Origin of the sequence: Pseudomonas sp. ICBG1301 (assembly GCF_016918385.1) — a bacterium.
Lineage (GTDB): Bacteria > Pseudomonadota > Gammaproteobacteria > Pseudomonadales > Pseudomonadaceae > Aquipseudomonas > Aquipseudomonas palleroniana.
The window spans coordinates 99242-120290 of sequence record NZ_JAEKGB010000003.1; the positions used below are offsets into that span (position 1 = coordinate 99242).

Consider the following 21049-nt stretch of genomic DNA (forward strand, 5'->3'; position numbering starts at 1 on the left):
TTTATGAGCAAGACCAACGCATCCCTGATGAAACGCCGCGAAGCCGCTGTACCCCGCGGTGTCGGCCAGATTCACCCGATCTTCGCCGAATCCGCGAAAAACGCCAGCGTCACCGACGTTGAAGGTCGCGAGTTCATCGACTTCGCCGGCGGCATCGCCGTGCTGAACACCGGCCACGTGCACCCGAAAATCATCGCGGCCGTGACCGAGCAACTGAACAAGCTGACCCACACCTGCTTCCAGGTTCTGGCCTACGAGCCTTACGTGGAACTGTGCGAGAAAGTGAACGCCAAGGTGCCAGGTGATTTCGCCAAGAAAACCCTGCTGGTCACCACCGGTTCCGAAGCCGTCGAGAACGCCGTGAAAATCGCCCGTGCCGCCACCGGCCGTGCCGGCGTGATCGCGTTCACCGGCGCTTACCACGGCCGCACCATGATGACCCTGGGCCTGACCGGCAAAGTGGTGCCTTACTCGGCCGGCATGGGCCTGATGCCAGGCGGCATCTTCCGTGCGCTGTACCCCAATGAGCTGCACGGTGTGAGCATCGACGATTCGATCGCCAGCATTGAACGCATCTTCAAGAACGACGCCGAGCCTCGTGATATCGCAGCCATCATCATTGAGCCGGTGCAGGGCGAAGGCGGCTTCTATGTCGCGCCTAAAGCGTTCATGAAACGCCTGCGCGAACTGTGCGACAAGCACGGCATCCTGCTGATCGCCGATGAAGTGCAAACCGGTGCCGGGCGTACGGGTACTTTCTTCGCCATGGAACAGATGGGCGTCGCTGCCGACCTGACCACCTTCGCCAAATCCATCGCCGGCGGCTTCCCGCTGGCCGGTGTGTGCGGCAAGGCCGAATACATGGACGCCATCGCTCCGGGTGGCCTGGGCGGCACCTATGCCGGTAGCCCGATCGCTTGCGCCGCGGCCCTGGCCGTGATGGATGTGTTCGAAGAAGAGCACCTGCTGGACCGCTGCAAGGCCGTGGGCGAACGCCTGGTGACTGGCCTGAAGGCGATTCAAGCCAAGTACCCGGTGATTGGCGACGTGCGTGCCCTGGGCGCGATGATTGCGGTCGAGCTGTTCGAAGATGGCGACAGCCACAAGCCGAACGCCGCCGCTGTGGCTTCCGTAGTGGCCAAGGCGCGTGACAAGGGCTTGATCCTGCTGTCCTGCGGTACCTACGGCAACGTGTTGCGCGTACTGGTGCCGCTGACCTCGCCAGACGAGCAGTTGGACAAAGGCTTGGCAATCATCGAAGAGTGCTTCTCCGAGCTGTAAGCGGACGCTGAACTGTTTGACGGAAAAAACCCGCTTCGGCGGGTTTTTTTACGCCGGTTACCTAACAGACGCCCGAGTTGAAATGTGGGAGGGGGGGCTTGCCCTAATATCAGTCAGTTAAGGATTAACGCGGTCACTGTGGGAGGGGGCTTGCTCCCGATGGCGGTGTGTCAGTCACGGTTTCTGAACCTGACACACCGCCATCGGGAGCAAGCCCCCTCCCACAATTTATTCATCGTCCGCTTTATCGCTTAACTGACTGGCATTAGGGCTTGCCCCGATAGCGTCGTGTTAGCCAATCATCTGGTGCCTGGCATTCAGCCCGCTACCACGCGGTTCTTGCCCTGGCGCTTGGCTTCGTACATCGCGGCGTCGGCCCGGGCAAACAGGCTGTCCAGGGTCGAGTCGTCTTCGCGCAGGCCGGCCAGGCCCTGGCTGATGGTCACGGTGAACTCACGGCCCTCATAGCTGAAACCCAACGCTTGGATTTCCTTGCCCAGCCGCTCGGCGACCTGCAAAGCCATCTCGGGCGCACAACCGGGCAACACCGCGGCGAACTCTTCGCCGCCAATGCGTCCGAACAGATCGCCACGGCGCAATACCCCTCGACCGCTTTCGGCGATGCGCCGCAGTACCTGATCGCCCTCCAGATGGCCGTAGGAGTCGTTGATGTCCTTGAAATCATCAATGTCCAGCAACAGGAAAGCCAGCGGGGTGCCTTGGGCACAGGCGCTGTCGAACGCCTGGTTGGCGCACTCGAAGAAGTGCCGGCGATTGCTGCTCTGGGTCAGCACGTCGGTGGTGGCCAAGCGATGCAGCTCAAGCTCCAACTGCTTTTTTTCGGTGATGTCCTCGGCTATGCCGACCACGATCACCGGCTTGCCCGGCTCGACCTGTTGGTTGATATAGCACTTGTCGCTCAGCCAGCGGATGTGACCGTCGGCGGTGATGATGCGGTACTCGCGGTCTTCCACGGCGCCTTGTTCGAGCACGCGGGCCAGGCTTTGTTCGGCGTAGTCGAGGTCTTCGGGGTGGACGCTGTTGCGCCATTCACGGTGGTCGGCCAGCAGCAGGCTGGCGGAGCGACCAAATATCCGTTCATAGGCCGGGCTCACGTACAGCACGCGGCGGGTTTCCCAATCGATGGACCACAGCACGGCATTCACGCTGACCAGCAGCGAGCTGAGCAGCTGTTCGCGCTCACTCAGCCGCTCGACCTCTCCTTGGGCATGCATCAACGCCAACAGGGTTGATGCCGCAGCCGGGCGGGGGTGTTCGGCCGTCGGGGTATTGGGTGCAAAGGGCTTTTCGTGAACCATCGGCACAACTCTCTCTGGGCACGCTGCCGGCATCGGGCAGCGGTCACTACAAGGGCCACCATGATGGCGAAGTGTTGATTGAGAGAGGGGATTTGCGGTGAAGTTCCATGATCCGGTTGACTAAGAAATGACGTCAGAAACCGGTGGCAAGCCAAACTCAGCGTGCTGTCAAGTCAAGGCGAGCGCTCTACCTTGGGCGATCGAGCTTGCTCGGGTTGGACTGCGCAGCAGTCCCAGCCAAACCAAAGGCTGGGGCCGCTTTGCGGCCCAGCGGGAGCAAGCGCCCTCACCATAGGAGGGCTTTGAGAGCTGGTCAGGCCGCTGCAGGGCGCAGCGAATAGGTCTTGAGCTGGTGAGCAAAATCGCGCAGGGATTGAATGCCGCTGGCCTCGGCCTCGTGCACCCATTCCTTGATCGCCGCCAGCATGTCGTGGCCATTGGAACTGGTCTTCACCCAGATCTGCTGCAACGCCAGGCGCTTCTCGTAGATCACGGTCAGCGCGTGGCTGTGCTCCAGCATGTTCTGGATACGCAGGTGGTGACGGTCATCCAGCAGGCTGGTTTCCCGCGAGAGCAGGCGCTTGGCACGGTGGAACTGGTGACGCACCGAGTGATCGACTTTCTCCAGCTCCTGCTTGACCAGCGGCCCGATCACCAGCTTGCGGTACTGCGCCATGATCTGGAAGCGGTTGTTGAGGATCGCCATGGCGGTGTCCATGTCCAGGTGGCCCTTGCCCTCGACGCGGTGCGCGATAGGCGCAACGCGCTGCACCTTGGCCAAGCGCAGGAAGCTGAATACCTTGATCCACGCCCAGCCCAGGTCGAACTCCCACTTCTTGACCGACAGCTTGGCCGAGTTGGGGTAGGTATGGTGGTTGTTGTGCAGCTCTTCGCCGCCGACGATGATGCCCCAGGGCACCAGGTTGGTGGCCGCGTCACGGCATTCGAAATTGCGGTAGCCCACGGCATGCCCCAGGCCGTTGATCACACCGGCGGCCCAGAACGGAATCCACATCATCTGGATCGCCCAGATGGTGATGCCGATAGTACCGAACAGCAGCAGGTCGATCACGCCCATGATCGCCACGCCCAGCAACGGGTAGGGCGTGTAGATCTTGCGTTCGATCCAGTCGTCCGGGCAGTTCTTGCCGTAGATGCGCAGGGTCTCGGGGTTTTCCGCCTCGGCCCGATACAGCTCGGCACCTTTGCGCAGCACTGTGGACAAACCTTTGATGACCGGGCTGTGCGGGTCGTCGACGGTTTCGCATTTGGCGTGGTGTTTACGGTGGATGGCCGTCCACTCGCGGGTGTTCTGCGCCGTGGTCAGCCACAGCCAGAAGCGGAAGAAGTGTTTCAGGCCGGCATTGAGCTCCAGGGAGCGATGGGCCGAATAACGGTGCAGATAGACGGTGACCCCGACAATGGTCACGTGGGTCATCAACAGCGTGACTGCCACCAGTTGCCAGGCTGACAGGTCAAGAAAACCGTTGTACCACATAGGCTGTATGGCCCTCAGATAAAGAAAAAGACAGCTCACGCATTATCACTAAGCCAACAGAGAAAACCAGCCACCGTTTCAGATAGGAGTGACTGGATGTTTCTTATTCTATAATCCTCAGCCTTTGTAGGGCGATTCTGTTTTTTTGGTAAGGATTACTGAAGATATGCTGTATTCATACCGAGGAGCCCTACGCGTAGGGCTGGTGTACCTGCTGGTTTCCGTTGTGTGGCTCCAGCTCAGCAACCACCTATTGATCAACTTTCTCGATAACCCATGGGAGTTGGGACGCTGGCTGCAGGCGCGCGGCTACGTGTGGGTGGGCCTCAGTGCGCTGGTGATCTACCTGATCTGTGCGCGCTTTGCGCGTACACACCAGGTGCAGCAGCCCTTGAAGGAGAATCGCGAGCGCCTGCAACAGGCTGCCGCAGTGTTCGATTGCACCCGCGAAGGGGTGCTGGTTACCGACGCTCGGGGGTTGATCGTGCACGTCAACCGCGCCTTCATGGCGATCACCGGCTACAGCGGCGAAGACGTCATGGGCAAGCGGCCGAGCCTGTTCAAATCGGGGCGCCACTCGTCGAATTTCTACCAGCAGATGTTCCAGACCCTGGAGCGCACCGACGAATGGAGCGGTGAAATCTGGAACCGGCGTAAAAGCGGCGAGATTTATCCACAGTGGCAAACCATCCGCGTGATCCGCGATGACCAAGGCAAGGCCACTCACTACGTCGCGGTCTTTTCCGATATCAGCGCCATCAAGGATTCCGAGCACGAACTGGCCCGCCTGGCCCATCATGACCCGCTGACCGACCTGCCCAACCGCCTGCTCTTCAGCGACCGTGCCCACCAGGCATTGGCCTCGGCGCAAGTGCACAAACGTGGCTGTGCGCTGCTGTTGATGGACCTGGACCACTTCAAGATCATCAACGACAGCCTCGGCCACACCACCGGCGACCAGTTGCTCAAGGCGGTGGGGGAGCGCCTGAAAGGTCTGTTCGGCCCCGGCGTCACGCTGGCGCGCCTGGGTGGGGATGAGTTCGCCGTGCTGGTGGAAAGTTGTCCACAGGTGGTTCAGGCGGCCGCATTGGCCCAGAGAATGCTCGATGCGATGCAAGAGCCGTTCGTGTTTGACGGCAACCAGCTGTTTATCAGTGCCAGCATCGGCATCAGCCTGTTTCCCAGCGACGCCCTCAGCGCCGAACAGCTGCTGCGCAATGCCGACTCGGCCTTGTTCAAGGCCAAGAGCGCCGGGCGCGAAGGTTACGCGCTGTATACCGAAGAACTCACCGCCCATGCCCAGCATCGGGTGGAAATCGCCGGTGAATTGCGCCGCGCCCTTGAGCAGCAAGAGCTGCGTGTCTACTACCAACCCGTGCATGACCTGCAAGACAGCCGCCTGATCGGCGTCGAAGCCTTGGTGCGCTGGCAGCATCCGGAGCGTGGCCTGGTGCCGCCGGGCGAATTTATCCCGATCGCCGAGCGCACCGGGCTGATTGCCGACATTGATGCCTGGGTGATGCACGAAGCCTGTCGCCAGATGTGCCAATGGCTGGCTGAAGGCGCGCCGCTGAATTTTATTGCGGTCAACGTGTCCAGCCGTTTGTTTGCCCGACGCGAACTGTACGAACAAGTTGCCCAGGTCCTGCACAGTACTGGCCTGGCGCCGGCGTTCCTGGAGCTGGAAGTCACGGAAAGTGCGGTGATGGATGACCCTGAAGTCGCCCTGGAGCAACTGCACCGCCTGCGTGAACTGGGCTTGCGCCTGGCCATCGATGATTTTGGCACCGGCTATTCTTCGCTTCTGCGCCTCAAGCGCCTGCCGGTGCAGAAGCTCAAGATCGACCAGGGCTTTGTCGCCGGGTTGCCGTGGGATGAAGACGATGCGGCCATTGTGCGCGTGGTGATCGCCCTGGCGAAAAGCATGGGCATGCAAGTGCATGCCGAAGGGATTGAGCAGGTGGAGCAGGCAAGGTTTCTGTTGGAGCAGGAATGCGATATGGGCCAGGGGTATTGGTTTGGGCGGCCCATGCCGGCGGCGGAAATCGACTGGTCCCGGGCGCCTGCGATCCGCCCTTGAAGATGGCCAAGTGTGGGAGGGGGCTTGCTCCCGATAGCGGTGGGTCAGCCAAGAGTTTCCAACCTGACGCACCGCTATCGGGAGCAAGCCCCCTCCCACATGTGGAACGTCACTGGGCTTGATTTCAGCGAATGAAGATAAAAAACCTTTGCAACTCCAAGTCTTGCCAGAAAATTCTTTCTGGTTATATAAACATTCTTAAATAGTATTTTTAAGAATATCCGCGCTTATCTACTATCGCTCTCACGCCGCAAGCAGTGCCGCCACTGCGAGGCACTATTCATTTCAGGAGCGAGACCATGAGCGCATCTCTACGTAGCGTCGACGGCCAGGACGAAGCAGCCATTTTGCGTGAGATCCAGAGCGCCTTGCGCGATCTGCGGTTTGGCGCGGTGGAAATCACTGTGCACAACGCTCAAGTGGTACAGATCGAACGCAAGGAAAAATTCCGTTTGCAGAACCCGGGTAACAAACCGAACTAAGCAACTACGGCGATAGACCCCGCAACTATAAGAAAAAGCCAACACCCCGAATTTCAGGAGCCTTCTATGTCGTCGATTCGCCGTTATGCCCTGGCCGCCCTGGCCAGTGCCGTGTTTGCCGGTTCCGCCGTTGCCAAGGACTACGAGTTGCTCAACGTCTCGTACGACCCGACTCGTGAGCTGTACCAGGACTACAACGCTGAGTTCACCCAATTCTGGAAACAGTCCCACCCGGATGACAACGTCAAGATCCAGCAATCCCATGGCGGTTCGGGCAAGCAGGGCCGGGCGGTGATCGACGGCCTGCGCGCTGACGTTGTGACGCTGGCGCTGGCCGGCGACATCGACGAAATCGCCAAGCTGGGCAAGACCCTGCCGGAAAACTGGCAAACCCGCCTGCCGGACGCCAGCACCCCGTACACCTCGACCATCGTGTTCCTGGTGCGCAAGGGCAACCCCAAGGGCATCAAGGACTGGGGCGACCTGATCAAGAAAGACGTTTCGGTGATTACCCCGAACCCGAAAACCTCCGGCGGTGCTCGCTGGAACTTCCTCGCCGCCTGGGCCTACGGCCTGAAGGCTGGTGGTAGCGAAGCCAAGGCCCAGGAATACGTGAAAGAGCTATTCAAGCACGTCCCTGTGCTGGACACCGGCGCCCGCGGCTCGACCATCACCTTCGTCAACAACGGTCAGGGTGACGTGTTGCTGGCCTGGGAAAACGAGGCGTTCCTGGCGTTGAAAGAAGACGGCGGCGCCGATAAGTTCGATATCGTCGTACCGTCCCTGTCGATCCTCGCGGAGCCGCCGGTGGCCGTAGTCGACAAGAACGCCGAGAAAAAGGGCAACACCGAGATCGCCACCGAATACCTCAAACACCTGTACAGCCCGGCTGGCCAGGAGATTGCGGCGAAGAACTTCTACCGCCCACGCGATGAGAAAGTCGCTGCAAAATACGCCCAGCAGTTCCCGAAACTGGATCTGGTGACTATCGACAAAGACTTCGGCGGCTGGAAAACTGCCCAACCGAAATTCTTCAATGACGGTGGTGTGTTCGACCAGATCTACACGGCGCAATAAGCCAAATTATCTGTTGGAGCCCGCTTTCCGTGGCGAGGGAGCTTGCTCCCGCTGGAGCGCGAAGCGCTCCCAAACCGGCAACTCAGTCGCCTGGTTTTGGGGCCGCTGCGCATCCCAGCGGGAGCAAGCTCCCTCGCCACGATAGGTTCGCTACCGCAGTGGTATGTCACCGCTAACCAAGGACTCTTATGTCGCGTCGTATTTCCCCCGTCATACCCGGCTTCGGGCTGACGCTGGGCTACACCGTGGTGTACCTCAGCCTGATCGTACTCATCCCCCTGGCGGCGATGTTTGTACACGCCGCTCAACTCACCTGGGATCAGTTCTGGAACATCATCAGCGCACCACGGGTGGTGGCGGCGTTGAAACTCAGCTTCAGCACCGCGCTGTATGCCGCCCTGATCAACGGCGTGATCGGCACGCTGCTGGCCTGGGTGCTGGTGCGCTACACCTTCCCCGGACGCAAGATCATCGATGCGATGATCGACCTGCCGTTTGCCCTGCCCACCGCCGTGGCCGGTATCGCGCTGACTGCGCTGTACACGCCTAATGGCCTGGTTGGCCAGTTCGCTGCGGACCTGGGCTTCAAGATCGCCTACACCCCGTTGGGTATCACCCTGGCGCTGACCTTCGTCACGTTGCCATTCGTGGTGCGTACGGTGCAACCGGTGCTCGCCGATATCCCCCGGGAAGTTGAAGAGGCTGCCGCCTGCCTGGGCGCCAAGCCGCTGCAGGTTTTCCGCTACATCCTGGTGCCTGCGTTGTTGCCTGCCTGGCTGACCGGCTTCGCTCTGGCATTTGCCCGAGGCGTGGGTGAATACGGTTCGGTGATTTTCATCGCCGGCAACATGCCGATGAAAACCGAGATCCTGCCGTTGCTGATCATGGTCAAGCTCGATCAGTACGACTACCGCGGCGCCACTTCCATCGGCGTGTTGATGCTGGTGGTTTCCTTTGTCTTGCTGCTGCTGATCAACTTGTTGCAGCGGCGCATCGAACGTCCATAAGGAGGCGCGGAACATGTCCCAATCGTCTATTTCCGCTGCGTCCTCGGCCAACGCTGCCCGGCGTGGCAGTGCCGTATCGCGACGTATCCTGATCGGCCTCGGCTGGCTGGTGTTTGCACTGTTCCTGCTGCTGCCGCTGTTTATCGTGGTGTCCCAGGGCTTGAAGAACGGTCTCGGTGCGTTCTTCACCGCGATCCTCGAACCCGACGCGCTGTCGGCGCTGAAGCTCACGGTGATCGCGGTAGTGATTTCGGTGCCGCTCAACCTGGTGTTCGGCGTCAGCGCGGCATGGTGCGTAAGCAAATATTCGTTTCGTGGCAAAAGCATCCTGGTGACGCTGATCGACCTGCCGTTTTCGGTTTCACCGGTGATCGCGGGCCTGGTCTATGTACTGATGTTTGGTGCCCAGGGTTTTTTTGGCCCATGGCTGCAAGCGCATGACATCCAGATCGTATTCGCCTTGCCCGGCATTGTGCTTGCCACCATCTTCGTCACCGTGCCTTTCGTGGCGCGTGAGTTGATCCCGCTGATGCAGGAACAGGGCACCCAGGAAGAAGAGGCAGCGCGCCTGCTCGGCGCCAATGGCTGGCAGATGTTCTGGCATGTGACCGTGCCGAACATCAAATGGGGCCTGATCTACGGCGTGGTGCTGTGCACCGCCCGGGCCATGGGCGAGTTCGGCGCGGTGTCGGTCGTGTCTGGCCACATTCGTGGCGTGACCAACACCCTGCCGCTGCATGTCGAGATTCTCTACAACGAATACAACCACGTTGCCGCGTTTGCGGTGGCCAGCCTGTTGCTGATCTTGGCGCTCTTCATCCTGCTGCTCAAGCAGTGGAGCGAGAACCGTATCAACCGCCTGCGCAAAAGCGCCGGTGAGGAATAAGTCATGTCGATCGAAGTCCGTAATGTCAGCAAGAACTTCAACGCCTTCAAGGCCCTGAACAGCATCAATCTGGACATCCAGAGTGGCGAGCTGGTGGCGTTGCTCGGCCCGTCCGGCTGCGGCAAGACCACCTTGTTGCGCATCATCGCGGGCCTTGAGACCCCGGACGCCGGCAATATCGTGTTCCACGGTGAAGACGTGTCCGGCCACGACGTGCGTGATCGCAACGTCGGCTTCGTGTTCCAGCACTACGCGTTGTTTCGCCACATGACCGTGTTCGATAACGTTGCCTTCGGCCTGCGCATGAAGCCGAAAAACCAACGCCCGAGCGAAAGCCAGATCGCCGGCAAGGTGCACGAACTGCTGAACATGGTGCAGCTCGATTGGCTGTCCGATCGCTACCCGGAACAACTCTCCGGTGGCCAGCGCCAGCGTATCGCCCTGGCCCGTGCCTTGGCGGTGGAGCCCAAGGTGCTGCTGCTGGATGAGCCGTTCGGTGCCCTTGACGCCAAGGTGCGCAAGGAGCTGCGCCGCTGGCTGGCGCGCCTGCACGAAGACATCAACCTGACCTCGGTATTCGTGACCCATGACCAGGAAGAGGCCATGGAAGTCGCCGACCGTATCGTGGTGATGAACAAAGGCGTGATCGAGCAGATCGGCTCACCGGGCGACGTCTATGAAAACCCGGCCAGCGACTTTGTGTACCACTTCCTCGGTGACTCCAACCGTCTGCATCTGGGCGAGGACCAGCACGTGCTGTTCCGGCCGCACGAAGTGTCGCTGTCACGGCATGAGCTGGAAGACCACCACGCGGCTGAGGTGCGCGATATCCGTCCATTGGGGGCCACCACACGGGTAACCCTGAAGGTCGAAGGCCAGAGCGAGCTGATCGAGGCCGAAGTGGTGAAGGATCACGACAGCCTGATCGGCCTGGCGCGGGGCGAAACGCTGTTCTTCAAACCCAAGGTCTGGCAAAAAGCCTGACAACCTCGCAAACCCAATCTGAATGGGGCCAATCTGAGATAGGACCAATCTGAAATGGGGCCAATGTGGGAGGGGGCTTGCTCCCGATAGCGGTGGGGCAGCGGCAGATAAGCTGGCTGATCCACCGCCATCGGGAGCAAGCCCCCTCCCACTTTTAGACTTCTCTCGGTTTCAGATCGCGGCGTGCCACAGGGCCTGAGCGCTGTTCGATCTGCTCTTTCAGGCCATGGCGCAACCCCAGCAAAAACGCCAACTCCGCCACCACAAACAACGGCCCGACGATCAGCCCCGACACATCATCCACAAACGCAGGCTTGCGGCCTTCGTAGTAATGCCCGACAAACTGAATCACCCAGCCCACCACAAACAGACCGATGCCACTGCTCAGCCACACCGTCGTGCTCTGCGCTGCGAGTGCGTGCCCGGCCCACACCGACAAGCCCATCAATACCGTCATCAACACGCCCAGCGCCAGCTCCAGGCGCAGGTAAAACCACGCCGAAAACAACGCCAGCAACACCGCGGGTGATAACCACAGCCCGCCTACCGCCCACTCGGGGCGTGACAGCAGCACGGCAACTGCCACTACGATGAGTGGGATGCCGATAAAGTGGCTGGCGATATTGCGCGGGTCGCGATGGTAGGCGGCATATTGACTGAGGTGGTCGACGAGGCTTTTCATTGTTGTTCCTCCTGTAGGATGTTTGATCATGCCCTGTCAGCCAGCGACTGACTGTCAACTGGCCGACAATCTTCGGAGTTCTCATGGACACAGAGCAATGGCACTCACGGCTGGCCGCCGGGCATTGGTTCAGCCATTTGCCTGAGCCTTTTCAGCATAGCCTGCTGGCCCATGCCCGGTTGCGGCAGCTGGAGGCCGGGCAATACCTGTTCAAGCGTGGCGACCCGCCTTGCGGCCTGTATGCGGTGCTGGACGGCGCGGTACGCATCAGCGCGGTGAATGCCCAAGGCAAGGAAGCGGTATTGAGCCTGGTTGAAACGCCTTACTGGTTCGGCGAAATCTGCCTGTTCGATAACCTGCCGCGCACCCACGATGCCCTGGCCATGGGCGCCTGCACGCTGTTGCAGGTGCCACAGGTGGCGCTGCTTGGCGTCCTCGAACACCATCCGGCGTATTGGCGCGACCTGGCCTTGTTGATGAGCCACAAGCTGCGCCTGTCGTTGATCAATATCGAACAGATGAGCCTGATGCCCGCGTCCGCACGCCTGGCCCACCGGCTGCTGATGATCGCCGAGGGCTACGGTGAAACCGACCAGGTGCGGCGCACCCTGCAACTGCCCCAGGAGGATCTTGCGGCGATGCTGGGCCTGTCACGCCAGACCACCAACAGTCTGCTCAAGGCCCTGGAACAGCAGGGGACCATCGGCCTGAGTTACGGCGCGATTGAAGTCCTGGATTTGCAGGGCCTGCGGCGCGCCGCAGGCACCTGAGTGAGGAACTACGAGCCGCGATAGGTGGAGAACCCGTAAGGGCTGAGCAGCAGCGGGATGTGGTAATGCTGGTCGGCCTGCTTGACCTGGAAAATCACCGGTACCTCGGGGAAGAATGTCTCGCGGTTGGCCTTCTTGTAATAGTCGCCGGTCTTGAACACCACGCGATACTCACCCGGCGTCATGCTGCGGTTGGCGGGGAATAGTTCGGCGATACGGCCCTGCTGGTTGGTGACACCTTCGGACAGTGGCTGCCACTGATTGCCGACCTGCTGCTCCAGGGTCACGCTGACGCCGGCGGATGGCAGCCCATTTTCCAGGTTGAGTACATGCACGCTCAACGGGTTGCCATCGGCCAGGGCCAGGTTGCACAAGCCACTGAGGCTGAGGGCGGCGAGGGTGATGCTGAGGGTTTTCATCGAGAACTCCTTGTCAGGGGAAAAATCAGAGGGAAATGCTCAAGCCCAGTTGTTGGGCGGCCTGCACGGCGCAGGTTTCGTCTTGCGCTGCGCCACCGGCCCCGGCAACGCCCAGCGCACCGACCAGTTGTGCATCGGCAAACAGCGGCACGCCACCACCGAGCAACAGCAGCTCGGGCAAGCTATTGAGGTTGGCGGCCTCGGGGTTGTTGCGCGCCCGTTCGGCGAACAACCGGGTCGGGGTTTTGGTCGAGAGCGCCGTGTACGCTTTGCGCTGGCTGGCGAGGCTATTATGCGGGCCGACGCCGTCGGCGCGCAGGCTCAGCAGCAGGTTGCCGCCGCGGTCCACTATGGTCAGCGCGGCGTTGCAGTGCTCAAGGCCGGCGTCGGCCAGTTGGCGTGCAGTATGCAGATCAAGATCGGCATGGCGGGGCAACGGCGGGGCGGCCAACACCCCGGTGCAGACGGCAAGGCTCAAGAACAAGGCATGGCGAGGCATAAGGACGACTCCGGAAAACAGGTCGCCACTCTAGGCGGTGAACAGGGTCAGAAACCGCACAATTTAATGACAGGTTTGTAATCAAACCCGGCCGCAACCAGCACGGCATCCTCTAGCGCAACCCCTCGCGAAACTGCCCCGGTGTCATCCCCGTCCAGCGTTTGAACGCCCGGTTGAAACTGCTGGTATCGGCAAACCCCAGCAGGTGGCTGATTTCAGCCAGTGAAGAGTGCGGGTCGCGCAGGTGCAACAACGCCAGGTTTTCCCGGCAGTCGTTGAGCAAGGTATCGAAGCGGCAGCCTTCATCCGCTAGATGGCGTTGCAAGCTGCGCAGGCTCAAGTGCAGTGCCTGGGCGATCCGTTCGGCACTCGGCTCACCGTCGGGCAACTGTGCCTCGATAGAGGCCCGCACCTTGCGCTCCCAGGTCAGCGGTTGCAATTGGGCGAGGGTGCGTTTGAGCACGGTTTCGTTGTGTTCGGCCAATTCGGGGTTGGCATCGTCCAAGTGGCTATCGAAATCGTGGGCGGCGAATTCCAGGCGGTCTTCTGCGGCGCCGAAAAACAGCGGCGCGCGAAACACCGTGTGCCACGGCTTGGGGTCGGCCGGTTCGGGCCGCCGCAAGTACACCGCCAAGGGAGCGTAGTCACGGCCCAGGCGATTGCGGCAGGTGCGCACATAAATCGCCGCAAACGCGTCAATGGCTTCGAGCGCCGGTGCCGGGCTGCCTGGCGGTTGTAACAGACGGAAGCGGTAGCGCTCGCCATCGCCGCTCAACTCCAGGGTCAAGGCATCGCTGACCACCTGGTGATAACGCACGATGCGCTCGAACACCTCGCGCAAGCTGCCGCTGGCCACCAAGGCATAACCCAGTGCATGAAAGGTGGTGGGACTGACGAACCGCGACACCCGCAGGCCAATCGCCGGATCGCCGCTGGCCTGTACCGCCAGTTGCCACAGGCGCGTGGTCGCCGACAGTGGATAGCGCGCATTCGGGTCGTCCATCTGCTGTGGGTCGAGGCCGGCCTCCGCGCACAACGCGGCACTGTCGAGGTCCAGGGCGTCGAGCTGTTTGCGCAAGGCGCGGGTCCAGCTGGCGAGGGAGGTGGGTTCAGTCATGGCGATTGGCGCTTGCGGTCAACAGGTTGGCGTGTGGGGCTGATGCCCTGGCGCACCGCTTGGGCCAGGATGCACCTATCCATAGACAAGAGGATGGAAGCATGGACGGTACTTCTGCAAGTCCCCAACAGATGAACGCACAACAACGCTCGGCGCACATCCGTGACGTGGTGCTGGCCGAAGGGCTGCGGCTGCGCCGGCGCCACCCCTGGTTGCTGCATCAGGATGCACTGGGCGCGGGCATCCTGGCGTTTGCACTGGTCGGCATGCTGGGTTCGGCGGCGCTCTACATCAGCGGGCACATAGCCTGGTGGGTGTGCCTGCTGCTCAATGCTTTTCTGGCCTCATTGACCCATGAGTTGGAGCACGACCTGATCCACAGCATGTACTTTCGCAAGCAGCGCCTGCCCCACAACCTGATGATGGGCCTGGTGTGGCTGGCGCGGCCGAGCACGATCAACCCCTGGATACGCCGGCACCTGCACCTCAATCACCACAAGGTCTCCGGTACCGAAAGCGATATGGAAGAGCGCGCCATCACCAATGGTGAACCCTGGGGGTTTGCGCGATTGCTGATGGTGGGCGACAACGTGATGTCGGCGTCTATCCGCATGCTGCGCGCCAAGACCTGGAACCACAAATTGAAGATTCTGAAACGTTCGCTGCTGGTCTACGCACCGCTGGCGCTACTGCATTGGGGGGCGTGGTATGTGTTTCTGGGCTTCCATGCCGCCAACGGCATTGCCGGCCTGATGGGCACACCGATTGGCTGGTCCGACGGTACTTTGCAGATGATGCAGGTGATCGACATCGCCGCCGTGGTGATCATCGGCCCCAACGTGCTGCGCACCTTCTGCCTGCACTTCGTCAGCTCCAACATGCATTACTACGGTGATGTGGAGCTGGGCAATGTGATCCAGCAGACCCAGGTGTTGAACCCCTGGTGGTTGTGGCCGTTGCAGGCGTTCTGCTTCAACTTCGGCAGCACCCATGGCATCCACCATTTTGTGGTGAAGGAGCCGTTTTACATTCGCCAGATGACGGCCAAGGTGGCCCACAAGGTCATGGCCGAGATGGGCGTGCGCTTCAATGACTTCGGCACGTTTGCCCGTGCCAATCGCTTTGAGCGCCAGGAGCGCCCCGACGCCGCGCTGTCTTTCAGCAAGCAATAAAGGCCAGGGGCAGATCGCGGATCTGCTCGCGCACGGGCGGCTGGTAATGGCCATCACTGGTCAGTTCGTGCAACAGCTCTTCGCGCAACTGGTGGAACTCGAAGCTGCTGCGCTGGCGCGGATGCGGCAAGGCGATGTCCACCACCTGCTTGATCCGCCCTGGCCGGGGCTCCATCACCACTACGCGGTCGGCGAGGAAAATCGCTTCTTCCACATCGTGGGTCACCAGCACCGTGGTGATCCTGGCGCGGGTGCGGATGGCCAATAACTCGTCCTGCATCTGTTGGCGGGTCAGCGCATCCAAGGCACCGAACGGTTCGTCCAGCAACAGGATGCGCGGGCTGGCCACCAGGCCACGGGCGATGGCGACCCGTTGCGCCATGCCGCCGGACAATTGGTGAGGATAGGCGCGGGTAAAGTCGGTCAGGCCGACCAGCGCGATAAAGTCGCTGATGCGCCGGTCGCGCTCAGCGTCGCTCAGCGCTTCGTTGACCAGGCCCAGGCCGATGTTTTGCGCCACCGTCAGCCAGGGGAACAAGCGGTGCTCCTGGAACACGATGCCGCGCTCCCCGCCGATGCCGCGCACGGCTTTGCCGTCGACCTGGATCTCGCCGCGAAACTGCGTGTCGAGCCCCACCAGCAGGCGCAGCAGGGTGGATTTGCCACAGCCGCTGGAACCCACAATCGCCACAAACTCGCCTTCGGCGATGTCCAGGTTGAATTCGCGGATGGCTTCCAGCGGGAAGCCGTCCACATCAAAGGTTTTGCCCACATGGTTGAAGCTGACGATAGCTGTGTTCATACGTGTCTCCAGCGGGTGGCGCGGGTTTCGATGCGTTGGCCGATCAGGTTGAGAGTGGCGCCCGTGAGGCCGACCAACAGCATGCCGCTCATGATCAGGTCCATGCGCAACAGCTGCTGGGCGCCGATCATCAGGCTGCCGATACCGCCGTTGGAAGGCATGAAGTATTCCGCGCCGATGGTGCCCAGCCAGGCGTAAATCAGGCTCAGGCGCAGGCCGGCGAAAATGCCCGCCGCCGCCCCCGGCAGTACCAGGTGGCGCAGGCGCTGGAACAGGTTCAGGCGCAGCACCTGCGTGGCTTCGCGCAGCTGCGGTGACAGGTTCAAGACGCTGCGTTGGGTGGCAATAAACAGCGGGAAAAATGCCGCCAGCGCGATAAACACCGACTTGGCCCCTTCACCCAGGCCGAACCAGGCGGTCAACAGCGGCACCCAGGCGAAAATCGCGATCTGGCGCAACGCGGCCAATGTCGGGCCGAGCACTCGCTCACTACGTCGCGACAAGCCCAGCCACAGGCCCACGGCAAAACCCAGGCCGCCGCCCAGCAGCAGGCCGGCGAGCGTGCGCCCCAGGCTTTTGCCCAACGCACTGCTCAAGCTGCCATCCAGCACGCCGGCGATCGCGCTGTGCAGCACGGTCCACGGGCTGACCAGAATGTTCGGGTCTACCCACGCCTGTTGCGTCGCGACTTGCCACAACGCCAATAACAGGAGCGGCAACAGCCACGGTTGCAGGCGCTGCCAGCCGGTATAGCGTGGCCCGCGCCGGATCTGCGCGGTGGCCGGGTGGGGCCAGTGCACCCAGAGGCGATCCAGCCAGCCGACGCCACGATCCATCACCACACCCAGCACGCCGATGACCACGATGCATACGAAGACAATATCGAGCATGAACAACTGGCGCGCCCAGACCATCAGGTAGCCGATGCCTTCGCTGGAGGCCAGCAGTTCCACCGCCAGCAACGATGTCCAGCCGGCTGCCAGCGCCAGGCGCACCCCAGCCATGAACGCCGGCAGCGCGGCGGGCAGGATCAGTCGGCGGATCAGCAGGTGAGCGGGCAGGCGCAGCACGCGGGCCGCTTCGCGCAACGTGGGCTGGGCGTCGCGTACGCCGACCAGGGTGTGCAGGGTGACGGGCACCACGATCGCCTTTACCAGCACCACCAGTTTCAGGGTTTCGCCGATGCCGAAAAACACCATGAACAACGGAATCCAGGCCAGGGTCGGCACTTGTGACAGCGCACTGAAGGTGGGGAATACCAGGCGCTCGGCGCGGGCACTGAACCCCAGCAACGCGCCCAGTAAAGCCCCGATGCCAATACCGGCCAGCAACCCCCAGAACAGGCGTTGCAAACTGATCGCCAGGTGGCTCCACAGCTCGCCTCCAGCCAGTTCCACTGCGCTGCTCCACACCAGCGCAGGCGGCGGCAGGATCTGCTCGCTCATCCAGTGATTGCGGCTGGCCAACCACCACAGTGTGAATAACGTCAGGGGCAGCAGCCAAGGCAACAGACGTTCGCCAAGGTTCGGCCAGCGCCGCGCCGCGGTGGAGGGGGCCGCGAGCGGTAGGCTCAAAAGTGAAATCCGGGCCATGGAGGACCTCCGTTGTTGCCGAGGGCTTTATGTGATTTTGATCTTACAAAAACTCAATCAAGATGATTGGGGGATAAGAAAATCATTTAAAGCTTCCGCCCGACACGCATCCAATGCATTCGAAGAATATTTTCGATGCTGTTGATGCATAGCCCTCTGGAGCCGGCGGTTTAGCTTGCATAGTGCTAAAAGCTATTAAATTGTGAATTTATAGTATTTAAAGTTTTGATCGGCCTATGCCTACTTTCTGCTCCCCAGGCGACCTACGCCCACCAGGAGCTGAGCTTATGAAACTGCCTTTCAAACGACTGATCACGCTGTTCGCGGGCACCGCGTTGGCCGGCCTGGTGCACGCCGCCGACCTCAAGGAAATCCGCATCGCCGTGCCTGACCTGAGTGCCGGCAGCCAGCACAGTGGCGGTGGCATTACCGACGTGCTGCACAGCCAGCAGATTTTTGAAAAGGCTTTTGCCGACCAAGGCATCACGATCCAGTGGAATTACTTCAAGGGCGCCGGCCCCGTGATCAATGAAGCGTTTGCCAATGGCCAGGTGGATCTGGCTTACCTGGGCGACCTTGCAGCGATCATCGGACGTTCCAATGGCCTGGATACCCGCCTGCTCAGTGCCTCGGCGCGAGGTGTGAAGCACTACCTCGGCGTGGTGCCGGGTTCGGGCATCAAGACCCTGCAAGACCTCAAGGGCAAGCGCGTTGCAGTGTTCCGGGGCACGGCCAGCCAGTTGTCGTTCGACGCTGCCTTGGCCAGCCAAGGCTTGAGCGAGAAAGACCTGAAGGTCATCAACCTGGACTTCAATGCCGCCGTGGCGGCGCTGGCGGCCAAGCAGATCGACGCCACCTGGGGCAGCTCGGGCCTGAGCGCGCTGCAGGCCAAGGGCCTGGCTGAGATCCCCTTGACCACCAAGGACCTGGGCGGCGCGGGCAGTGTCCAGGCGGTGCTGGTGGGCAGCGGCAAATTTGTCGACGAGCACCCGCAGGTCGTGGCGAAGTTGCTCAAGGCCCAGCAGCAGGCCGTGCAGTGGTTGACCGATGACAACCACAAGCAGGCTTACATCGAGCTGGTGTCGGAACGCGCCAGTTACCCCGCCGTGATCCTGACCAACGATTTGAAGGACCAGAAACTCAGCGAGATTTTCCCTTCGACCCTGGACCCGGTGTTCCTTGGCAAATTACAGAATGCGGTGGACTTGGCGTCGAAGGAGCGGCTGATTCGCAAGCCATTCCAGGTTAGTGATTGGGTGGTGCCGAATCTGGCGGCGGCGGGGCTTTGAGGTTTTGGGGGTCTGGGCTATCGCCATCGGGAGCAAGCCCCCTCCCACAGTTGAAGGTATTCACAGATCAACTGTGGGAGGGGGCTTGCTCCCGATGAGGCCCTCAAACCGCGACACGAACGGCCTGGCTGTCCACTTCCACCAATGTCTCGATCATCGCCTTCGCCGCCGGTGATAACCGCGAGCCGGTGCGGCTGACCACGCCGCATCGCGCACTCATGGTTTCCATGTTCTGCGGCAGATTGCGCCAGTGCAGCAGCACCAGGGTGCCCCGGGCGATGTCTTCGGCAAACGCTTCCTCGGTGCCCACCCCTATGGCATTGGACTGCAGCACGATCTTCACCAGCGCCGGGAAATGCTCGGTCTGGATACTCGGTGAAAAGTCCATGCGCCCACTGAGGTTCGCCAGCAGCTTGCGGATGCCTTGGGAGATCAGTGGGGAGGCGAGCGGGTAGTCGAACATGTCGTTGGTCGACAGGCTGTCCTTGGCCAGCAGCGGGTGGCCCGGACGGCAGAAAAATACGCCGCGCTTGGGCGTCAGTGCGCGGGTCTGGAAGTTCGGGTCGGCTTCGAACTGACGAATGTCGGCAATGAAAAATTCGATCTCTTCACGGCTCAGGGCGCGGCTGAGTTTTTCCCAGTTATCCACCTGGAAATGCGTGCGGATTTTCGGGTGGTCGGTGATAAAGCGCGCCACCGCATCGGGTACCAGTTTCACGGCCGGGGCCGGGCCGCAACCGAAGCGCAGGTCGCCGGCGTCAAGCTTGGTCATGCGCGTCACTTCACTGCTCAACAAGGCAGCGCCATGCACCAGGCTCAGGGCATGTTGCAGCACCACCTGGCCTTCCGGCGTGGGGCGCAAGTCTTTGTGGCCACGGTCTACCAGCACACAGCCGAACTCTTGCTCCAGCCCCTGGATGCTGCGGCTGAACGCCGGTTGGGTGATGCCCATGGCGTCTGCTGCGCGCACGAAACTGCGGTGTTCGTTGAGGGCGATGAAGTACCGAAGTTGGCGAAGATCCATATGCTTTCCCGGCATCTGAAAAATAGGTCGAAGGCATTTGCGACCCTGGGAGCTGAGGTTTTAAATGCAAGCTCTTATTCCGTCAACGAAGCACATGTTGATTTGCTAGATCTAAATTGCATATCAATAGAGCGCACAAGAGGGTCGTCACCATGAGCAACGCCGCATTAGCTGTTCAACACGTGCCCCAGGCACTGGACATCCACCCGGTCGCCGGGCGTATAGGGGCCGAGATCCGTGGCATCAAACTGTCTGGGGAGCTGGACGCCGCGACGGTCGAGGCCATCCAGCAGGCCCTGGTGCAGTACAAGGTGATCTTCTTCCGCGAGCAGACCCACCTGGATGACCAGAGCCAGGAAGCCTTCGCCCACTTGCTCGGCGAACCGATCGCGCACCCGACGGTGCCGGTCCGTGACGGCACGCGCTTTCTGTTGGAGCTGGACGGCACGCGCGGCCAGCGCGCCAACTCCTGGCACACCGATGTGACCTTCGTCGACGCCTACCCCAAAGCCTCGATCCTGCGTTCGGTGCTGGCACCCAAGGCGGGTGGCGATACGGTCTGGGCCAATACGGCCAGCGCCTACAACGACCTCAGCGTCGAACTGCGGGCCCTGGCCGACAACCTGTGGGCGGTGCACAGCAACGAATACGACTACGCCGGGCGCAAGCCGGATGTGTCGGTGGAAAAGCTTGAGGAATACCGCAAGGTGTTCACCTCCACGGTGTACGAAACCGAACACCCGGTGGTACGTGTGCATCCGGTCAGTGGTGAGAAAACCCTGCTGTTGGGGCACTTCGTCAAACGCCTGAAGGGGTATTCCCAGGCCGACTCGACACAGCTGTTCAACCTGCTGCAAAGCCATGTCACCCGCCTGGAGAACACCGTGCGCTGGCGTTGGAACACCGGCGACGTGGCGATCTGGGACAACCGCGCCACCCAGCATTACGCGGTGGATGACTACGGTACCCAGGAGCGCATCGTGCGCCGGGTGACACTCAAGGGCGACGTACCGGTGAGTGTGCAGGGGCAGCGCAGTCAGACGACAAAGGGACTTTGAGCGGCAAGTCT

The 21049-nt window shown here is 61.3% G+C and carries 20 protein-coding genes; 11 read left to right on the forward strand and 9 right to left on the reverse strand.

Annotation, left to right across the window (positions count from 1 at the left end):
* Window positions 1-3: 3 nt before the first annotated feature.
* A complete protein-coding gene (gabT, locus tag JBE38_RS07685; protein WP_090367592.1) occupies window positions 4-1281 on the forward strand; it encodes a 4-aminobutyrate--2-oxoglutarate transaminase in 1278 nt (425 codons plus the stop codon).
* 317 nt (window positions 1282-1598) lie between these two features.
* On the opposite strand, the gene JBE38_RS07690 is transcribed toward gabT, so the two are convergent.
* Complete coding sequence (locus JBE38_RS07690; RefSeq protein ID WP_090367590.1) at window positions 1599-2600, reverse strand: sensor domain-containing diguanylate cyclase; 1002 nt, start codon at window positions 2598-2600, stop codon at window positions 1599-1601.
* 313 nt (window positions 2601-2913) lie between these two features.
* Window positions 2914-4098, reverse strand: coding sequence for a delta-9 fatty acid desaturase DesA (gene desA / locus JBE38_RS07695; RefSeq protein ID WP_060755532.1), 1185 nt, complete (start codon window positions 4096-4098; stop codon window positions 2914-2916).
* A gap of 166 nt (window positions 4099-4264) precedes the next feature.
* Between desA and dibA the strand changes: the two genes are divergently transcribed.
* The 6 genes from dibA to JBE38_RS07725 all read left to right on the forward strand — a co-directional run bounded on the left by dibA (window position 4265) and on the right by JBE38_RS07725 (window position 10614).
* Window positions 4265-6178 carry a phosphodiesterase DibA gene (gene dibA, locus JBE38_RS07700; RefSeq protein ID WP_205344063.1) on the forward strand — a complete coding sequence of 638 codons (1914 nt, stop codon included), beginning with the start codon at window positions 4265-4267 and terminating at the stop codon, window positions 6176-6178.
* Window positions 6179-6477: 299 nt separating this feature from the next.
* Window positions 6478-6660, forward strand: a complete 183-nt coding sequence (gene oscA, locus JBE38_RS07705) for a sulfur starvation response protein OscA (RefSeq protein ID WP_060755534.1) — start codon at window positions 6478-6480, stop codon at window positions 6658-6660.
* 66 nt (window positions 6661-6726) lie between these two features.
* Window positions 6727-7737 carry a sulfate ABC transporter substrate-binding protein gene (locus JBE38_RS07710; RefSeq protein ID WP_060755535.1) on the forward strand — a complete coding sequence of 337 codons (1011 nt, stop codon included), beginning with the start codon at window positions 6727-6729 and terminating at the stop codon, window positions 7735-7737.
* A 188-nt stretch (window positions 7738-7925) separates the two neighbouring features.
* A complete protein-coding gene (gene cysT, locus JBE38_RS07715; protein ID WP_090367587.1) occupies window positions 7926-8744 on the forward strand; it encodes a sulfate ABC transporter permease subunit CysT in 819 nt (272 codons plus the stop codon).
* Between the two features lie 13 nt (window positions 8745-8757).
* Entirely contained in the window at window positions 8758-9630 is an 873-nt protein-coding gene (gene cysW / locus JBE38_RS07720; protein ID WP_090367585.1) for a sulfate ABC transporter permease subunit CysW, read from the forward strand.
* 3 nt (window positions 9631-9633) lie between these two features.
* On the forward strand, window positions 9634-10614 hold the full coding sequence (locus JBE38_RS07725) for a sulfate/molybdate ABC transporter ATP-binding protein (RefSeq protein WP_090367583.1): 981 nt from the start codon (window positions 9634-9636) through the stop codon (window positions 10612-10614).
* 154 nt (window positions 10615-10768) lie between these two features.
* Here the strand turns inward: JBE38_RS07725 and JBE38_RS07730 are convergent, their stop codons facing one another.
* Window positions 10769-11296 carry an Mpo1 family 2-hydroxy fatty acid dioxygenase gene (locus tag JBE38_RS07730; RefSeq protein WP_205344064.1) on the reverse strand — a complete coding sequence of 176 codons (528 nt, stop codon included), beginning with the start codon at window positions 11294-11296 and terminating at the stop codon, window positions 10769-10771.
* Window positions 11297-11379: 83 nt separating this feature from the next.
* Here JBE38_RS07730 and JBE38_RS07735 point away from each other — a divergent pair, with 83 nt between their 5' ends.
* On the forward strand, window positions 11380-12066 hold the full coding sequence (locus tag JBE38_RS07735) for a Crp/Fnr family transcriptional regulator (RefSeq protein ID WP_090367579.1): 687 nt from the start codon (window positions 11380-11382) through the stop codon (window positions 12064-12066).
* Between the two features lie 8 nt (window positions 12067-12074).
* On the opposite strand, the gene uraH is transcribed toward JBE38_RS07735, so the two are convergent.
* From uraH to JBE38_RS07750, 3 genes are all read right to left on the reverse strand, one after another.
* Window positions 12075-12485 (reverse strand): hydroxyisourate hydrolase, encoded by a 411-nt coding sequence (gene uraH / locus JBE38_RS07740; RefSeq protein ID WP_090367577.1) that lies wholly within the window; start codon window positions 12483-12485, stop codon window positions 12075-12077.
* A gap of 25 nt (window positions 12486-12510) precedes the next feature.
* Window positions 12511-12984 (reverse strand): GlcG/HbpS family heme-binding protein, encoded by a 474-nt coding sequence (locus tag JBE38_RS07745; RefSeq protein ID WP_090367575.1) that lies wholly within the window; start codon window positions 12982-12984, stop codon window positions 12511-12513.
* Window positions 12985-13096: 112 nt separating this feature from the next.
* Complete coding sequence (locus JBE38_RS07750; RefSeq protein WP_090367573.1) at window positions 13097-14101, reverse strand: AraC family transcriptional regulator; 1005 nt, start codon at window positions 14099-14101, stop codon at window positions 13097-13099.
* Window positions 14102-14202: 101 nt separating this feature from the next.
* On the opposite strand from JBE38_RS07750, the gene JBE38_RS07755 reads away from it, so the two are divergent.
* Window positions 14203-15273: a fatty acid desaturase gene (locus JBE38_RS07755; protein ID WP_205344065.1), complete on the forward strand. Its 1071-nt coding sequence runs from the start codon at window positions 14203-14205 to the stop codon at window positions 15271-15273.
* On the opposite strand, the gene JBE38_RS07760 is transcribed toward JBE38_RS07755, so the two are convergent.
* Together JBE38_RS07760 and JBE38_RS07765 are read right to left on the reverse strand one after the other, a co-directional pair.
* On the reverse strand, window positions 15260-16075 hold the full coding sequence (locus tag JBE38_RS07760) for an ABC transporter ATP-binding protein (RefSeq protein ID WP_205344066.1): 816 nt from the start codon (window positions 16073-16075) through the stop codon (window positions 15260-15262). The genes JBE38_RS07755 and JBE38_RS07760 overlap by 14 nt on opposite strands.
* Window positions 16072-17667, reverse strand: a complete 1596-nt coding sequence (locus JBE38_RS07765) for an ABC transporter permease (RefSeq protein ID WP_205344067.1) — start codon at window positions 17665-17667, stop codon at window positions 16072-16074. Before JBE38_RS07765 ends, JBE38_RS07760 begins: the two co-directional genes overlap by 4 nt.
* Before the next feature lie 287 nt (window positions 17668-17954).
* Between JBE38_RS07765 and JBE38_RS07770 the strand changes: the two genes are divergently transcribed.
* The gene (locus tag JBE38_RS07770) at window positions 17955-18956 is read left to right on the forward strand and encodes an ABC transporter substrate-binding protein (protein ID WP_060755547.1); all 1002 of its coding nucleotides are present in this window, start codon (window positions 17955-17957) and stop codon (window positions 18954-18956) included.
* Window positions 18957-19059: 103 nt separating this feature from the next.
* On the opposite strand, the gene JBE38_RS07775 is transcribed toward JBE38_RS07770, so the two are convergent.
* On the reverse strand, window positions 19060-19980 hold the full coding sequence (locus JBE38_RS07775) for a LysR family transcriptional regulator (protein ID WP_205344068.1): 921 nt from the start codon (window positions 19978-19980) through the stop codon (window positions 19060-19062).
* A 152-nt stretch (window positions 19981-20132) separates the two neighbouring features.
* Between JBE38_RS07775 and JBE38_RS07780 the strand changes: the two genes are divergently transcribed.
* On the forward strand, window positions 20133-21038 hold the full coding sequence (locus tag JBE38_RS07780) for a TauD/TfdA dioxygenase family protein (protein ID WP_205344069.1): 906 nt from the start codon (window positions 20133-20135) through the stop codon (window positions 21036-21038).
* Window positions 21039-21049 lie beyond the last annotated feature (11 nt).

Excerpts from the sequence above, each read along its gene's own strand:
- gabT (WP_090367592.1), top strand. The coding sequence starts at position 4 with ATGAGCAAGACCAACGCATCCCTGATGAAACGCCGCGAAGCCGCTGTA.
- JBE38_RS07690 (WP_090367590.1), bottom strand. The coding sequence starts at position 2,600 with ATGGTTCACGAAAAGCCCTTTGCACCCAATACCCCGACGGCCGAACAC.
- desA (WP_060755532.1), bottom strand. The coding sequence starts at position 4,098 with ATGTGGTACAACGGTTTTCTTGACCTGTCAGCCTGGCAACTGGTGGCA.
- dibA (WP_205344063.1), top strand. The coding sequence starts at position 4,265 with ATGCTGTATTCATACCGAGGAGCCCTACGCGTAGGGCTGGTGTACCTG.
- oscA (WP_060755534.1), top strand. The coding sequence starts at position 6,478 with ATGAGCGCATCTCTACGTAGCGTCGACGGCCAGGACGAAGCAGCCATT.
- JBE38_RS07710 (WP_060755535.1), top strand. The coding sequence starts at position 6,727 with ATGTCGTCGATTCGCCGTTATGCCCTGGCCGCCCTGGCCAGTGCCGTG.
- cysT (WP_090367587.1), top strand. The coding sequence starts at position 7,926 with ATGTCGCGTCGTATTTCCCCCGTCATACCCGGCTTCGGGCTGACGCTG.
- cysW (WP_090367585.1), top strand. The coding sequence starts at position 8,758 with ATGTCCCAATCGTCTATTTCCGCTGCGTCCTCGGCCAACGCTGCCCGG.
- JBE38_RS07725 (WP_090367583.1), top strand. The coding sequence starts at position 9,634 with ATGTCGATCGAAGTCCGTAATGTCAGCAAGAACTTCAACGCCTTCAAG.
- JBE38_RS07730 (WP_205344064.1), bottom strand. The coding sequence starts at position 11,296 with ATGAAAAGCCTCGTCGACCACCTCAGTCAATATGCCGCCTACCATCGC.
- JBE38_RS07735 (WP_090367579.1), top strand. The coding sequence starts at position 11,380 with ATGGACACAGAGCAATGGCACTCACGGCTGGCCGCCGGGCATTGGTTC.
- uraH (WP_090367577.1), bottom strand. The coding sequence starts at position 12,485 with ATGAAAACCCTCAGCATCACCCTCGCCGCCCTCAGCCTCAGTGGCTTG.
- JBE38_RS07745 (WP_090367575.1), bottom strand. The coding sequence starts at position 12,984 with ATGCCTCGCCATGCCTTGTTCTTGAGCCTTGCCGTCTGCACCGGGGTG.
- JBE38_RS07750 (WP_090367573.1), bottom strand. The coding sequence starts at position 14,101 with ATGACTGAACCCACCTCCCTCGCCAGCTGGACCCGCGCCTTGCGCAAA.
- JBE38_RS07755 (WP_205344065.1), top strand. The coding sequence starts at position 14,203 with ATGGACGGTACTTCTGCAAGTCCCCAACAGATGAACGCACAACAACGC.
- JBE38_RS07760 (WP_205344066.1), bottom strand. The coding sequence starts at position 16,075 with ATGAACACAGCTATCGTCAGCTTCAACCATGTGGGCAAAACCTTTGAT.
- JBE38_RS07765 (WP_205344067.1), bottom strand. The coding sequence starts at position 17,667 with ATGGCCCGGATTTCACTTTTGAGCCTACCGCTCGCGGCCCCCTCCACC.
- JBE38_RS07770 (WP_060755547.1), top strand. The coding sequence starts at position 17,955 with ATGAAACTGCCTTTCAAACGACTGATCACGCTGTTCGCGGGCACCGCG.
- JBE38_RS07775 (WP_205344068.1), bottom strand. The coding sequence starts at position 19,980 with ATGGATCTTCGCCAACTTCGGTACTTCATCGCCCTCAACGAACACCGC.
- JBE38_RS07780 (WP_205344069.1), top strand. The coding sequence starts at position 20,133 with ATGAGCAACGCCGCATTAGCTGTTCAACACGTGCCCCAGGCACTGGAC.